Origin of the sequence: Sulfitobacter sp. 1A13353, assembly GCF_043557255.1 — a bacterium.
Classification (GTDB): domain Bacteria; phylum Pseudomonadota; class Alphaproteobacteria; order Rhodobacterales; family Rhodobacteraceae; genus Sulfitobacter; species Sulfitobacter faviae.
In genome coordinates, this window is sequence record NZ_JBIFFS010000008.1 from 128,958 (window position 1) to 145,007 (window position 16,050).

Sequence of the window (16,050 nt, forward strand, 5' to 3'; positions counted from 1 at the left end):
CATACGAAATGGCGGGTTGCCGGCTTAGTTGCCGGCAACCACTGTGTCTGTGAACATCACGGCAATGGGCCAGCCATCGCGCAAAGTGACCTTCGGACCGCGAGGCGCATAGGCCTCCAGATCAGCACCAATGGCGCCAGCGGCCGCGCTCAAACCCGCGTAGAGCGACTGCTCCGTGTCACGGGTGCCCTCGACGATGACGGTTTCATCGCCAACGGAAGCCAGGGTCTGACCGGATTGCGACCGTGCATCGGCGTAGCTGGTAATGAAAGCCGAGGCCAAGATCGGGCCGTAGCGTTTGAGGTAACGACGTTCGACATCAGAGGCGACGGCTGCTTCAGCTGTCATACCATCGACCGCATAGGCGTTCACGCCAACCGTGGTGCCATCGGCCAGGGTCATCGAAGAGAACTGAATAACCATGCTGTCGGACGTTTGATTGACCGTGAAGGCACCGATCAGACGCGCGCCGCGGTATTCACCTGTGGTCAACTCAACAAGAACCGGGCTGCCCGGGATGTCTGAATTGGTGCTGGTCAGAGTCTCTGCGTAGATGATATCGCCGGCCGGGATAAGGGTTTGAACCTCTTCTGCGGCGACAGTTTCTTCCTGCACAGCAGCGGCTTCAGCTTCGGACTGAGCTACGCGCTCGGCATAGCTGAGCGTTTCACCAGACCCAACCTGCACGCTACTCAGGCCTGCGGAGACATTGTTACGCGACAGGGCACCCATCTGCCCGATCATCGCAGCTGTATATCGGTTCTCGGTTTCTTCACCATTGCTGGTCTGTGGCGCGGAGGGACGGACGGGTGCAGCCGGCGGTGTCGGAGGCGTCTGAGCAACGCGCGGCGCCGGCTTTTCCGGTGCAGGAGGCACTACAGCTTCTTCTACAACAACCGGTGGCTCCACATCTTCAATCCGATCACCCGCTTCCAGGTCATCGATGGGCTGCAGAATGCGCTCAGGCGTGGGAATGAAGGTCTTGCCGGTGCGAAGTGCCTCTTCGGCAGCCTCGTCATTCGAAGCTTCCAGAATTTCCTGGTACCGAGGGCTCTCGGACTGAATGACGCCACCCGGTGTGTCGTCGAGATCTCCGCCCGCGGAAGAGATCGTCGATTGCACTTCGGAAATCTCGTTGGTGCTCATGATCATCGACCCACCGATGATGGCGAATACGCCACCGATAACGATGCCGAATTTTACCGCCGGGCTCATGCTCTTCTTGACGCGCTGAGAGCCAAAATCCTCAGCTTCAGCTTCGGGGATTTCGACGCCTTCGTCTTTCATATCTTTGTCGCTCATGTCTTTCCCCTTTTATGGAAGCTTGATGTCAGCGCGGATGATCTGACCGCCAACGCTGAACAGGGCCACAGAGGCCGGATTGATCTTGTAAACACGGATACCATCAGGGCCCGACATGGAGCCGGTCCAGCTGGGGCTGAGAAGGGCGTGACGCGAGCGCAGGTAGAGGTCGCCCTCAATGACCCAGCCCTTGGCATCAACACCCATGACATTCACGGCGCGCGCTGATTTGGGCAGGTCGACACCGGTGATCGCGGCAAGCAGAAGACCGTCACCAGCTTCAGCCACGGTCTGGGTCATCCCGCCGCCGGAGGCATTGTTGATCTCCGCATTGGGGCCCATGCGCATGACCTGAAGGTCGCGGCGATAATCAGCGACCTCTTCGGAGATCTTGATGCGGACAGTGACCGGCTTATCGAAGCCCTGCAATTTGGCCACCATGTTGGTATAGCCGATACGGCCCTGAGGGGTCAGAATGATGTTGTTGCTGTCCTGGCCAAGGTGAATGGCTGTGAAGTCCTGGTTGTTGCCCAATACGTATTGCTCGATTGGCCAAGCCGCCCCGGTGGCATCATAAAAGCCGATCACCGAGGCGATCGACGGAGAAACGGTCAGCAGGGGCGCAGGCTCGCCGGGCTCGAGCGAAATCAATGACGTTGTGATTTCCTCATCCGGGGCAGGGCGCTCCTGCGCTGCACGCTCGTTCTCTTCTTGGATCTGTCGGTACCGGCGGATCATCTCAGGCGTCATCGGGAATGCCTGATCCACAGCTTCATTGAAGCCTTCGATTTTTTCCTGTGACATTTCTTTCCCGGTGGCCAGAAAGTCAGTCATAGCTCGGTCCGGCCCCCCCGTAGGGGAGCCGGACTTATCCCCGACGGGGCTGGCAGGGGGAGAACCAGCCTCGACAGGAAGCATGCCGCCCTGGGCGCGATACTTCGAGAGAATATCGCCTTCCTGGGCGTATCCGGTTGTTGCACCAAGCGCCAAGGTCATGAGGGCCAAGGTCGCAGTGTTGATTTTCATATTTGCCACTTTACTGAAACTCCGTTTTTCGCAATGACGCTTTTCGCCTTTTGCATCTTGTTATTCTGATCAGCGCATGGTGATCCGGGTAATGCCAACCGCCTTGGAGCTTTCCCAGGTCGGCAAGCGCGATACGATGACCTCCGCCATCATATCTTCGACACTGCGTTCGTTGGCGGATTCAAAGGTGACTTTGAGCGGGATCTGCACCGTCCAACTGTAGCGACCGAGCGCATCGACACCGTCATCCACGATGGTTGCACCATTTGCGACAGCGTTGGAAATCAGGCGCTTGTTGCGCACGAAGTCCAAGGTGCCAGATTTGTCGATCGCGGTCAGGAAGTTGTTCCAACCTTCAGGCCGTTGGAAATACTCGGAGGCCTGTGCCAGGTCTTCGCGCCAGTTTTTGAAGTCCATAGTCAGGGCGCGGGTGACAGCTTCAACCGCGAAGTTCGTAACCTGACCGTTGTTCAAGAATGGCGAGGAAACCGCGACGAGGGGAATGATCCCCCCATCTTCACGGGTGGCGAAGTACCGCGGTTCGGGCTGGCTGCTGTAAGCCCCCCAAGCCATGGCGATGGATGCGGTCGTGGCGACGGCCATGATTACATTGCCGATGGCAGAAACCCTGAAAGCCTTCTGGTATGTCTCATACCGAGCCAATGGCGACTCAACTGCGCCCGATCTGTCTTTTATCGCCATTGTCTTCCTCTTTTTCGCATCACATCCCGAAGTGCTTGATCGGCACGGAAACTGACCGGTACGTACCGAGACCTCCGAAACGGACAGGCGGCCCGTTTTTCACATCCTCTGCCTGTTGAATAACATCAATATAGGATGTTGCGTAAGGCGTTCTCGCAAGGATCTCGACCAGACGTGGCGAATTCTTGTGGATAAGCAGGCAATCCGGCTCATCTCCGGCCTTCGCCAGCTCTCCCTGGTAGCCCAGACGGATACCAAGCTCGGCCAGGCGTTTCGAAGCCTGATTGCGATCCAGCACCTCATCGCCATCCTCATCATCCTTCATTGCCATGTCGATGATCGAGCCCAGCGTGAAATTGCGGGCCCCGAGGTTCAGGGTCTCACAACGGATTTCGTGAGAGATAATTGCGCGGAACAGGCGCGAGTGGTCCTTATCGTCATCAATTTCAGCCGCAAACTCTTGCATCTGTGTGCTGATGCCGAAGGTCTCTTCGATCCATTCCATAGCAACATCGTGATCTTCAGGTATGCCATCTTCCAGCAGCAGCCAGGCGCCAGCCGCGAAGGTCCCCCAAACGTCAGCGAGACGACGCTCGATGCCGCAGGCGGTCAAGCCGCGCACCATCAAGGCCTGAACCTTGATCATCGATGCGGCACGGGTGACCATACGGGCGATCATCCGCGACGAGAAATCCGGCGTCAGCAAATCGAGCGCAGGCTGTTCGATTTCGCGCGAAAAATAGGCGGAGTTATGGCCCGGCCCAAGTTTAGCCCGCGCAAAACGCGTCTTATCCGCGGAGGACTCGATCTGAGGGGTGATCGACGCGAGCAAGAATGTCGAGGCGATGGAATAGAACTTCTGACCATTACCGCCGGGCACACCTTGAGCCACCACGGAATCCCCAGGCGTCGAAGAGTGCCGCGCCAAACGCATGACCGATCCCATGCGGTTGCGATCTCCATCCATCTCACCCTCAGCTTCGTCGAAAACCAATGGGAAGGCGCGACCATGCAGCATATTGCGCAGGCCCGATTCAGTCGAGTTGGACTTCACGCTCAAGGCATAGTCACCGAGACAGGGCGTGATGATGTTCTCAATGATCCAGGATTTACCCGCAGCACGCTGGCCGTCGAGCCAAAGGTGCGGACGCCAGGGCAGCACGCCGCAGATCGGGCCAATGCAAAGCCAGCCGAACATCGCCATAACAGAGAGGTTGCTGGTCTCTTCACGCCAGTTCAGCTTCTTGATAAGATCGAGCAGTTGACGTGGTTCCGCATCGCCGGCCTGAAAAGTATTGTCGAAAGCGGGCAGGCGGCAAGAGTCGCCCACTGTATACTGGTAATCACCGTTGAAATTCGCAGCGATATCGACGACGCCCGGACCGTCAACTTCTTTCTGGATCCATAGACGGTCGCCTGAGTTGAAAACCACACGGCCCCCATCGAGGCGCGCGCCCTGGCCTGCCTCACGGGTGGGGTCCCAATATCCGCAGTCATAACAAGCGTCGATCAGTGCCGAGATTGCCGTATCCCATTCGATTGTGGTCTTTCCGCGTTCTTGTGTTGAAAAATGCGCGGCCCAGAAATCGATTGGGGCAATGCTGAACAATGCCTGCTTGCGCATGGCGGCGTAGTTGATCGCGAAGATCTGACCGGACCTGAGCGACATGATGTAGTTGGTCCCTTCGCGGTATCCCAAACAACGGAAGTTGGTGTTGCGCATCACAGCATGCCTGCCATCGATGACATCATTGTCGTCGCCGCCATCGGTCTCGACCTCATCAGGTTCCTGATCCATGTCCTCAGCTTCAACCATATCGTCGGCACCAAGTGTCCTGTCGAGGATTTCGACATGGCTTTGATCGGTTACCTCTTCTCCCAATAGCTGGCTGGTGATGGCGAGGGTTTCCTTCACCTCTGATGCGACATCACGTTTGGCTTCGGGGGCGGTGTTGCTCTCGTAGAGTGCTGCGATTTCGTCCTCATCAGGGATGAAGCTCTCGCCGGAGGTGCCAGACCCCCCATTGTGAAGGTCGTCTTCCTCGTATTCATGGTCCGAAAGCTCGAGGTCGTCTATTGCTTCCGGACCATCCTCAAAAGGGGCGGGATCATCCGCATCATTGATATTGACGTCCAAGTCCAGGAAACGTTTCTCAATCGGCATTTTCGCACCCTTTTCATCAATCTCAAGGCGAACACGTTCGCCATCCCACCCTTCGTTCTCAGCATCCGCCAAGTCCCAGCCGTTCTCCCGAGACTGCCCGGGCAGGGCGCGGCTGTAGCACGCTTTTGTCGGGTCAAGCCCGGCCTTGCGCGCGGCCGTAACAAATGCGCCGATCGTATCACGGACATAGAGCTGCTGCGCGTCGATCTCGGTCCCATCGGGACGGGTCTTAATGTGATCCGCATCCGGCCAGACCGAGAAGCTCAGCTTGTCGAGCTTCTCCTGATCCATGTGAGACATGAATTCGGTCCAGTCGGCATAGAGGCTGGCGTTATGACCGCCCATTGGCGAGAGGGTCAGCCAGTTGTCTGCGTCATCCAGACCGGAGATCAGACGACGGGTCGCATCGCAAGTCTTCTCACCTTCGACAATCAGGATCCGAGTGCCGCCGTTCTTCATCCAAGGCAGAGCTTTCTCCATACCATAGATCGGCTTGCGATGACCGGCGCTGGTGCCTTTGACGAGCCAACCGCGGCGGTTTTCCATATCGTCGACAACCACATTCGGGGCCTCTTGGGGCAGGACGCCAATCCGGATGGGCATGAAATACTTGCCACCCTCGCGGTGCTTGCAACGCAGGACCGCCATAATCGGCTGGCGAGACATATTGCGGTAGAGGTGAACCATTTCAGGTTTATATGTCTTGACACAGGGCGTAATCGTGCGCCCGCCGCCAGGGTGCCAAACCTTCATGAATTGCCGTGGCTTGGGCTCCTGCAGTCCGCGGAAGGGCAGTGCCAAATCCGATTCAAAGAGTTTTGCGGGGTTCATCTGGTTTTCAAAGTTCGACCGCGGCTTGGAAGGCGCAGTATTCGCACCCTTCCAGCGTTTATCCGCAGCACCACCAGGAGGATCGATGCCCACCTTCTCGGCTGCCAGGAGAACGGCCTGCTTGAAGCTCACGCCAAGGTATTCGGAGATAAACTTGAACACGTCGCCTTTGGCTTCGCAGCCCGCTGTCTGACACTTGAAGTAGCCTTCGGTTGCCCCTGCGCGCACGGACATGGAAGGATTTGTGTCGTTATGGAAAGGGCATTTCCCCTTGCGGTCACCGCCGGGGCGACCATCCAGGCGTGTACCGGAGAAATCTTCGATCGCCGTGTCGATCCGGTAGGTGTCTTTCACCTGCTCTTTGAACTGATGCCACGCCGCGAAAGCCGCCTGCCTGCGTTCTTCAAGTGATTCTGTCTTTTTCGCAACGCTGCTCATGGATCAGTAGCCCCCAACTGCTGAGTAATGGTCATTGCCGTTCTTCCAATCCGAGCTGTCCTTGCAGGGATCACAGAAGCGGTTACCCGGTCCACCTGAGTAGAAGGGCGTCTGACACCGCAAGCAGGGACGCACCCGAGCCTTGGAGTCTTTCGACTTCATCTGCTTGCGGCGGGGAAGGTTGATGCGTGAAGCTTTTACAGCAACTGCGGACTCCTCCCTTTTTAGGATTTTCGCAATCTCTGCATTTGAGAGATTGGTGCTCCAGAGCTCAATAAGCTTGGCCACATCTGTTTCGGACCACCTAATGGAGGTCGTTTTGGCTTTTGTGTGCGCGGCGGCACTTGAGTTGGTCGCTACCATTGAGGGTTCCCTTGCGAAAAATGGCGTCGGAAATGCTTGGGCAATATCACAGATCGCATGCTGCACCTCAAGCGAAAAACGAGATGCGCTATGAAATGATTTTGGATTGGCTCTATGTCCTTGGTTTCTTTGCGAAAAATCAATCGCCGTCCGGTATTTCCTATGAAATATGAAGCCTTTTCCGGAGTTCGAGAGATGGTCCAATCGGATGGATAATGGAAAATATACTGCAAAAACAGTGCTGTAACAGCGTAACGGATACGTTATGTTTTTTGTAACGGGGTTAAGTCTCTGATTTCTCTAAGATAATATATATATATGTTACTTGTAACAGAAATATAGAAAGAGTGTATATACGCCTCACACCCACGCACATGCCTGCACATGCGCAATACTCTCGCTGGCGTAATGCGTTACAAAAGCTAAGATACTGATAAATAACGATATGTTTGTAACAGAGCGTTTCACCCGTTGCGGGCATAATGTTTAAGGTTGTGTGAAAACAATAGGTTAACCGATATTATGGCAAAACGGTTTCGCGTTACAAAGCGTAACGGCAGCGGCCAGAGGGGGTGTAATGTCGCTTCAGAGATGTCTTCGTGACGCGGAGGCAGCAGTTTGCGAAAAACAATATGTGATCCGTCGGTTTTCCACACAGAATTTGCACAAGATGCGAAAAAACGCCGCTGTTTCGCTAGGTGTCTTGCATAGTCTTACCGTAAGATGTGCAGGAAGACGGCGGTGGGTTTCTAGGCCAGAGATGCGAAAAATGAACTGTGTACGCATCTATGAGTTCCGCAGCCGACAACCGATAAAGCTGCAGGTGAGGATGACCTTGTGAAGATCAATACGCACGTAACAAGAGCTGCTGCGACCATCACATTCGCATCGATGGCTGGCGGCGCACATGCGCAGGCAGCCACGAACCTAAAAGAAGTATCGACCAATATCAGTACCCAGCTGGTCGCCCTGGGAAGTCTTGCAGGTATCGTCGCCTTCCTGACGGGTTTTGTCTTCGGAATTATGGGGTTCATGAAGTTGAAGGCCAATGCCTCTAACCCCAATGATCCGTCGAACAAAGTCTCGACGGGATTCATGCTAATCTTCATCGGGGCAGGGTTGATCGCAGTGCCCACCGTCATGGGTGTTGGTATCGGTTCGATCTTCGGCGCAGGCGGCCAGAACACGGAGCTCTCAACCTCGAGCCAGCCCTTCACGGCAATCAAGTAAACACGGAGCTCCGGCGGCCATGTCGCCCGGGCGTATCAACTTAGAGAAAGAAGGACTAAATATGCGTAAGTTCACCAAATTCACAACCATGGCCCTCGCGGCCGCCACTGCCTCGATCATGGCCAGCGGCGCTCATGCGCAGGTAAAAGATGTTGCCGGTGTTTCCGGTAAGGTCGGCGAGCAGCTGATCGCTTTGGGCAGTCTGGCCGGCATCGTTGCCTTCCTCGCGGGCTTCGTCTTCGGGATCATGGGTTTCATGAAGTTGAAAGCCAACGCCTCCAACCCCAATGACCCGTCGAACAAGGTCTCGACTGGCTTTATCCTGATCTTCGTGGGTGCGGCTTTGATCGCGGTCCCGACCGTTATGGGTGTGGGTGTTGGCTCGATCTTCGGCCAGGGTGGCCAGAACACCAAGCTGGACGCAAAAGGCGGTGGCTTCACAGCAATCAAGTAAAAGGATACGCCGGGCGCTATTCGCAACCATGCCGCCCGGTGCCCACGCATAACAGAAAGAGGGATACCCCAATGCGTAAACTCACCAAACTGGCCCATCTGGCCACAGCGGCAACCGCCGCTTCGATTATGGCCAGCGGCGCTCATGCGCAGGTCAAAGATGTTGCCGGTGTTTCCGGTAAGGTCGGCGATCAGCTGATCGCCCTGGGCAGCCTGGCAGGTATCGTGGCCTTCCTCGCGGGTTTCGTCTTCGGGATCATGGGTTTCATGAAGCTGAAAGCCAATGCTTCCAATCCCAATGATCCGTCGAACAAAGTCTCGACTGGCTTCATTTTGATCTTCGTGGGTGCGGCCTTGATCGCTGTCCCAACTGTCATGGGCGTGGGCGTGGGTTCGATCTTTGGCGATACGAACAACAACACAACCCTCACCAAAGACGGCGGCGGCTTCACCGCGATCAAGTGAAGTCGGCCCTCCTGATAAAGGGAGTGTCGTGAAAGACAACACTAGGGCCGGCCGGCATCGGTCGGCCCTATATCCATGAAAGACTTTCCAGGAGCGTGAGATGTTCACCAGCCTTATTCAGTCCCCCCTGACTTCCCTGACGCTCAGCGCAAAAGCACATAACATGCTCAACGCCACGATGATCGATGAGATCGTGCAGACCATGAGAACCCATGATTGGAACTGTAATACCTGTGGCACACGGATGCCGGAGATGATGGAGGTTGACCATCTCAAAGGGCATAAGCCCGCCGGAAAGGATGCCTTGGCGCCAATCTGTCAGTTCTGTCATGACCGCAAGCACCTTCTTTGGGCCGCATCGCGCAAACGCGTCACCCTCATCCACGCCCCGGATCTCAGCTATGAAGAGCTTTCTCAGATCTCCTGGGCTATGGTCACACACAAAGAGCGTGAAGGCTTTACCATCGATGCAAAGAAGCTTCAGCGTGATCTGTCGAGCCGCCAAGAAGATGCCTTCGATGCGATTGGCCACACCAACCTCGAGGCAATCTTTGAAGCCATCTATGCCCTTCGAGACGCAAAGGGTGAAGAGGCTGTGCTCGCACGGCTGACCGAGATGGATGCACATATCAAGATTGCCCCCGCGGCGATCTTCATGGATCAGCCGGTGATCGAAGGTTGGGCTCGCGGGGGCTTCCGTGCTGTAGAGGAAGGATGGCAAGAGCGCGTCATCCCCGAGAAATTCCCTAGCTATGCCGCGCTGCGTTCTGCGGGGGATGCGCTAAAAGCCCGTCTTTGATCCGCCGACCAAGGTCTGAAACCCAGTTTTGCTGCGTTCTGCTGCAAGTGCCTTGAATTGCATGTGGAAAAGCCGCCTTTCCATCTATGTGCTGACGGCTTGATCCTTTAGTCTCGGAGCGAAAAACAACCTTTCACGGAAAGTCGAGCACCCTCCAATGCCAATTGAACTGACCGACATCGCAGAAGACGATGACATCGCGCCCGAGCCAGAACGCAGCCGCATCGGTTGTCTGATCATGGATGACGATGGAGGCTGGACAGCTGTCTGCCCGGGTCTGGATCACCGCTCGGAGGGTAGGGGGGCCTTTGATGCCTTGCCTTCCGAGGCACTTTGGCTGGTCAATCGCGATTACCAAACAGTGCGCCTACATCAGGAAGCCAACCGGGACGTGAAGCTCAAATTAAGCGGCTGGATGCGCATCGCTTTGGAAGACATGCCCCGCGAGTGGGGGATCGACGACATCAGTGTCGCTTCCAATGCTGAAGCTGCGGCCTCGATTTTCGATCGGGTCTTCAAGATGTCTCTTGAAACAGCGCGCAAGAACGCAGCCACAACCATGCGCTCAGATGGGGAGATCCACGCCGCGATCGAGCGGTGCCCTTCGCTGGCAACCGGTTTGCGCAATCTGTTCAACTCGGAGATGGAAAGCTCCGTTCCGGAAGATGGTAAGGTGCGCAAACGCATCTCGGAGGCCCTGAGCTACGGTGTATCGCGGCTTCAAGAATTCAACGTCGCCGAAGGGGAGGTCATGTTGCATTGCCGTGTGCCCCGTCTGAGCCATGCTCTGAGGGTGACGAACCATGAGGTTCCTTCCGCCGGCAAATGGCAGAAGGCCAGCATCCCTGAAGGTGAGCCTCTGGATGACAAGATCGCGGATCTCCGTGCTCTGGAAAAGCCGGTCATGGTTGTTGCGATCGTCAAGGAACGCCCCGGCATCCCGCATGAGTATTTCAGCTCTTGGGTGAGGCCCAATACCAAGGTCATCCGCCGTATCTCCTACACGCTCGACGAGGTGATCGCGCTGCTGCCCTGGTTCACCTTTGAAGACTACTCGATCATTGTGGGTCCGGGCTGGCGTAAGCCCGTCACCGGTCGCATGGTGTCGAATTTGATCGATGTATCCGGCGGCCGGGACGTAGCCTCTTCGAGCTGGTCGGTTAATGCCGCTGCCGAGAACATACTATGCGGTGGTTTTCGCAAGCTGAGCAGTTCCGAGAGCCTCTCGCCCGAATGTGTCTGGCTGACCGCCTGGGATCGCCTTGAGATGACACGCCCGATCCAGAGCCTGCTCGACTGCGGGGCCACTCTGGTCTCGGCCTATGCGGGCGGGATCATCGTCAAAGTGCCGGAAGATCCCGAAATGCTCGCCCTGGCGGCGAATGCGGTTTGGGAGGCAGGTTTGCATATGCCGATCGGGACTGTGCGCCAGCTTATGGCCATGGGTGTCGAGCCCCCCTTTGACCCCACTGCCTATGGGGGCGCCCCGGAAGACCTGATCCTCGGTCAGATCTCCAACCGCGGACAGCGTAATGCAATGTGGCGGCTCGATGAGATCATGGACGAACACACAGACAAAAGAGCGGAAATCTTTTCTGCCATTATCGGATAACGGAGTTTTCAATGAGCTTTTCTCAACAATATGCACGGATTGTCTGCACTTTCCTTCAGGAGAGCTTGTCGGACATGATCCGCATTGAGACCATGGAAGACGACCACACGATCGTCACCAAAGACGGCGCGATGATGTCGATGATCGCCCTTGAGGGCGCGCTGCGCACCCCCGGGGAGGCAGAAATTGCCGATATGATCGAGCGTTTGCGCATCGCGCTCTCGCCCTATCTGTCGACCCCTGGCCATATGATCGAGTTCAGCTTCATCCGGGATTCGAATTCCGCACGTGAAAAACTGAGCACCTTGATCAACAAGACGGAGCGCGCATCCTCCTCGCTTGGCTTGGATATTTCGGACGTTCTTGATGAACGGCGCCGGGTCTTCTCTTCCAGCATGGTGGCCGAGACGCTTTTGATCACCGTCTACACCACGCCCAATGTTCTCTCGAAAGAAGAGATGAAGGAAGAGGCGGCCAATGTCGGTAAGCGGATCTCGCAGGTGCCGGTCATGGTGCGTGCCGGCAATCCTGAAAACGCGATGGATATGGTCCATAACCGCCATACCGCCATGGTCGATGCGATCTCCCGTTCCTTCACCCTTGTGGGCCAGCTCAACCATGTGCTGGAAGTCTCCGCCCTTTTGCAGGAGGTCCGGGCGGCGCTTTATCCCACAACAGCGCCCTTCAAGGCTGAATGGACACCGCGGCTGCCGGAGTGGGCCAAGCAGAACAAGACGATGAAGAAATTCGTCAATATGCCCGAGACTTCAGCTGAGTTTGCAGCCCGTGACTTTAGCCATCTTTTCGAGCCGAAATTTGACCGGCAGCTCGCCACCGAAGATGCGATGATCGAGAATTCGCGCACGGTGCGGATCGGGGACCGACTGTTCTCCTCATTCGATATGACAGTACCGCCTGAAACACTTCCGGACTTCAATGATCTGGTTATGGACGTCACCTCAAAATCCAAAGAGATCCCTTGGCGCTGCACAATCAAGATCGAAGCTGGTGGGATGCACTCGCAATCGCTCAAGGCGACCTTCCTCGGTATTTTCACCTTTGCCTCTCCGACGCACAACCGGCGGATCAAGGAGTCGATCGACCTTTTGCGTGAGATCGATGGGCAGATGGATACAGTGGTTAAATTCCGCATGAGCTTTGCCACATGGTCGCCGATTTCTGATCCAGAACAACTGCGCCGCAATGCACAGACCCTGACCGGTGCGGTACAGCGGTGGGGCAACTCACGTGCCGACGGCATCTCGGGAGATCAGCTGGCAACAGTGCTCTCCACTGTACCCGGCGCGACCATGTCTTCCACTGCGCCCGTCGCGGCCGCCCCGCTTGAGCATGCGCTTGCGATGGCGCCGCTTGCGCGTCAGGCATCTCCTTGGGAATTCGGATCGGTGCTTTACCGCACGGACGACGGCAAGCCGTGGCCCTACCAGCCCGGCAGCTCGAAGCAAAACACCTGGGTCACCTTGATGGTGGGCACCCCGGGTTCGGGTAAATCCGTTATGATGAACTCGATCAACTTTGCGTCCGCCATCTCGCCTTCGTCCGCGGGCGGGCGCGAGCCTCTCCTGCCGCGTATGGCCATCATCGACATTGGGACCTCGTCCTCGGGGGTCATCTCATTGCTGCAGGAAGCCCTGCCGGCCGATCGCCGGCATGAGGTCGTGTTCCGCAAGCTCAAGATGAGCCGCGAGAACTCGATCAACGTCTTCGACACCCAGCTTGGCATGCGCGAGCCCACACCGAACGAGCGTCAGTTCCTGGTGAACTTCCTGTCGCTTATCTGTGGCAATGGCACAGAGCCACCATCCTCGGCAATGCGCGGCCTGATCAACGCCTGTGTGGAGCGTGTCTATTACGATTTTGCGGACAGCCAGACACCGCGTCGCTATATGCGCAATGAGGAGCCGAACATCGATCGGACCCTTGATGAATTGGATTTTGAGGCGGATTTTGAAACCGCTTGGTGGGAAGTCGTCGACTTTCTGATGGTCAACGACAAGATCCACGAAGCGAGTGTGGCCCAGCGCCACGCGGTACCAACGCTTGCGGATCTCGTGACGGCTTCCCAGGCCGATCAGGTCGCCTCGCTCTACGAGTCTGCCAATGACGGTGATACCAATCAGCCCATAATGAACTCCTTCCAGCGGATGATTTCCGAGGTTGTGCGCGACTATCCTATCCTGTCGACACATACCCGCTTCTCTGTGGGTTCGGCCCGGATTGTCTCATTGGATCTCATGGATGTCACCGTTGGGGGCGCCTCCGCGGCTGCCAAGAAACAAACCGCCTTGATGTACATGTTGGCACGTCAGGTTCTGACGCGCGACTTTTTCATTGATGAGGCGGACTTCCGCACGGCCGAGACCAAAGGGTCGCTGCCGTCGGAGTTTCTTGAATACCACGTCAAACGCGCGCGAGTGAACCTGCAGCTGCCCAAGCTGATCTGCATGGACGAATTCCACCGCACAGGCAAAATCGACATGATCGTCGAGCAGGTGATCCAGGATGCGCGTGAAGGACGTAAGTTCAACATCGACATCAAGATCGCTTCGCAGCTCATCGAGGATTTCCCGCCTTCCATGATCGAGGTGGCCACAACGCTGATCGTCTGCAACGCCGGCTCGGAAAACTCCATCGACTACATGGACGGGCAGTTCCGCCTGACAGAGGGCGAAAAACGTGTGATGCGCTACCAGCTCACCGGTCCGTCGTCGCGGGGCGCGCCGATCTGGGCGATGTTCAAGCTCAAGGATGGCTCTGTCCGTCAAAAGCTGAACCTGACCCTGGGTCCCGCGGAAATTTGGGCTTTCTCGACCACGGCCGAAGATGTGGCGCTGCGTGGCAGGCTCTATGAGAGCATTGGCCCGCGCCTCACCCGTCAGGTTTTGGCCCGTCGCTTCCCTGGCGGCTCTGCGAAATCCGAGATCGAAAATCGCATCTCGCGCATGGAAGAGGCTGGAAGCGATCTCAGCACTGAACAGCGCGGCGATGTTGTCGGAGATTTGGTTGAAGAACTCAAACGCGCGGCATACCTGATCAATGATGATGTTTGAGGTCTGACCTCACAGGTGACCTTGAAAGGGTGCGAAAAATGAAGACCGCCGTGAATACGATGCTGCTGGCGGCGCTGTCCCTCTGGGCGGTGCCGGCAGCTTCTCAAGATGTGCCCAAGAGTGCCCAGGAAGAGCTGCAGCATTATATGCGCGCGGCAGGGCTTAGCATCAGCTGGGGTGAGGTTGGGTCTCTTGGAACGCAGTCAGTCTACCTCTCGGATGTCACGATCAAAGCAGATGACTGGGAGATCAAAACCGACCGTTTGATCCACAGCGGCCGCGAGATCGACCTGATGTCTGTTCTCATCACCGGTGGTGCCGGGGACGGCGATATCACTGTCGACAGGATCGCATTGTCAGATATCCAAGCGTTGGGCGGTATCGTGCGCCTCCTGGATGGGGACAGCAGGTATCGCCCCTCCACCGAACCTATTGAGAGCTGTGTAGCGCAAGGCTCCAGCGATGAGCGCAGCATCTTCTTGCAGAACGTGAACGTGACAGGTGATCGGGATGCCATGCCGGAGGGTCTGCTGGAGGCAGAGCGCATAACCTTCGGTCTCATGGAGATCACCGAGGAAAGCCTCAAGGAGGGGCCAAGCTGCACGCTGACGGAAACCATGCGCACATCGGATATGACGGTATTTGCGGCCGATGGGGCGCGTATAGTTATTGGCGCAGGTGTCTATCAAACCGGCTACATCTTTGACAGCGCGACAGGGATGGCGGGCGATGATGTGGTGAGCCGGGATCGGCTGCAGCTCAAGGACATTGCGATCAGCAATGCCGATGGGGCGGTCTCTGCCCAACTGGGGCTCCTGACGTCCGAAACCGTTATGGACGGGGCTATCATGGATGTCACGCTCTCCCAGGAGGCCAGCGATATCGTGGACCCGCTGTCACGCTCGAATGCGTCCCAGACCCTGTCCCTTGAGGGGATCGCGATTGACGTAGAGGGCTTCTTTCCGAGCTACCTGATCGAAGCTCTTTCTCTTGAGGATAAAGACTTCATCTCAGGGGATGCACATTTTGCAGTCGCGGCGGCCGAGGGAGATGTCACGGTTGATATGGATATTAATCTGCCAGGACTTGGGGAGATGCTCGGCAAAGCTCATATCGGTCTACCGGCCTCCATGGACGTAACCTTGCCCGGTTTCATTGCCGACAAACTTCCCGTGCCGAGCGCCATTCTCGATGTGCGCATCCATGCGCTTGAGGTTGCCTATGAGGATGATGGGATTGGTGAGGTCATCCGGTCGACCACCGGCATGTTGCCTGCAGAGCATCTCGAAAAGAACTATGCGCTTGCTAAGGCGCGCCTTGACGACAAGCTACCGGAGTTCGTTGGCACCAAGCTCGATGCCGCGGCAGAGGTCTTTTCTGACCTTCTGAGGGGTGGCGGTCGGGTCTTAATGAAGCCAGCGGCGCCAATGACGGTCATGTCGATTGTCATGCAGGGGATCATGGGCGCTGACAAACTTGCTGAACAGGCCGGACTTGAGGTGGTTCTCCACAGTTCAGAGTGATGCGAAAAGCAATATATGGTGTCTTTCATCCGTTTATGACAGATATGTATTGATCCATTCTAGATCGGATC

The 16,050-nt window shown here is 56.5% G+C and carries 12 protein-coding genes; 7 read left to right on the forward strand and 5 right to left on the reverse strand.

From position 1 onward, the window contains the following. Window positions 1–24: 24 nt before the first annotated feature. From ACGYLO_RS18340 to ACGYLO_RS18360, 5 genes are all read right to left on the reverse strand, one after another. The gene (locus ACGYLO_RS18340; protein WP_394377100.1) at window positions 25–1,302 is read right to left on the reverse strand and encodes a DotG/IcmE/VirB10 family protein; all 1,278 of its coding nucleotides are present in this window, start codon (window positions 1,300–1,302) and stop codon (window positions 25–27) included. 12 nt (window positions 1,303–1,314) lie between these two features. Then, on the reverse strand, window positions 1,315–2,136 hold the full coding sequence (locus tag ACGYLO_RS18345) for a DotH/IcmK family type IV secretion protein (protein ID WP_394377101.1): 822 nt from the start codon (window positions 2,134–2,136) through the stop codon (window positions 1,315–1,317). A gap of 261 nt (window positions 2,137–2,397) precedes the next feature. Next, complete coding sequence (locus ACGYLO_RS18350) at window positions 2,398–3,030, reverse strand: type IVB secretion system apparatus protein IcmL/DotI (protein WP_394377102.1); 633 nt, start codon at window positions 3,028–3,030, stop codon at window positions 2,398–2,400. Window positions 3,031–3,049: 19 nt separating this feature from the next. After that, window positions 3,050–6,463 (reverse strand): CHC2 zinc finger domain-containing protein, encoded by a 3,414-nt coding sequence (locus ACGYLO_RS18355; protein ID WP_394377103.1) that lies wholly within the window; start codon window positions 6,461–6,463, stop codon window positions 3,050–3,052. A gap of 3 nt (window positions 6,464–6,466) precedes the next feature. After that, the gene (locus tag ACGYLO_RS18360; RefSeq protein WP_394377104.1) at window positions 6,467–6,826 is read right to left on the reverse strand and encodes a GcrA family cell cycle regulator; all 360 of its coding nucleotides are present in this window, start codon (window positions 6,824–6,826) and stop codon (window positions 6,467–6,469) included. Window positions 6,827–7,663: 837 nt separating this feature from the next. Between ACGYLO_RS18360 and ACGYLO_RS18365 the strand changes: the two genes are divergently transcribed. The 7 genes from ACGYLO_RS18365 (at window position 7,664) to ACGYLO_RS18395 (ending at window position 15,979) form a co-directional block, all read left to right on the forward strand. Further along, a complete protein-coding gene (locus tag ACGYLO_RS18365) occupies window positions 7,664–8,056 on the forward strand; it encodes a hypothetical protein (RefSeq protein ID WP_394377105.1) in 393 nt (130 codons plus the stop codon). Window positions 8,057–8,117: 61 nt separating this feature from the next. Continuing rightward, on the forward strand, window positions 8,118–8,510 hold the full coding sequence (locus ACGYLO_RS18370) for a hypothetical protein (RefSeq protein ID WP_394377106.1): 393 nt from the start codon (window positions 8,118–8,120) through the stop codon (window positions 8,508–8,510). A 71-nt stretch (window positions 8,511–8,581) separates the two neighbouring features. After that, window positions 8,582–8,974: a hypothetical protein gene (locus tag ACGYLO_RS18375; protein ID WP_394377107.1), complete on the forward strand. Its 393-nt coding sequence runs from the start codon at window positions 8,582–8,584 to the stop codon at window positions 8,972–8,974. Between the two features lie 100 nt (window positions 8,975–9,074). Further along, window positions 9,075–9,773: an HNH endonuclease signature motif containing protein gene (locus tag ACGYLO_RS18380; RefSeq protein ID WP_394377108.1), complete on the forward strand. Its 699-nt coding sequence runs from the start codon at window positions 9,075–9,077 to the stop codon at window positions 9,771–9,773. Window positions 9,774–9,930: 157 nt separating this feature from the next. Beyond that, window positions 9,931–11,385, forward strand: coding sequence for a hypothetical protein (locus ACGYLO_RS18385; RefSeq protein WP_394377109.1), 1,455 nt, complete (start codon window positions 9,931–9,933; stop codon window positions 11,383–11,385). An 11-nt stretch (window positions 11,386–11,396) separates the two neighbouring features. Continuing rightward, window positions 11,397–14,456 carry a hypothetical protein gene (locus tag ACGYLO_RS18390; protein ID WP_394377110.1) on the forward strand — a complete coding sequence of 1,020 codons (3,060 nt, stop codon included), beginning with the start codon at window positions 11,397–11,399 and terminating at the stop codon, window positions 14,454–14,456. Between the two features lie 38 nt (window positions 14,457–14,494). Continuing rightward, window positions 14,495–15,979 (forward strand): hypothetical protein, encoded by a 1,485-nt coding sequence (locus ACGYLO_RS18395; protein WP_394377111.1) that lies wholly within the window; start codon window positions 14,495–14,497, stop codon window positions 15,977–15,979. Window positions 15,980–16,050: the final 71 nt, after the last annotated feature.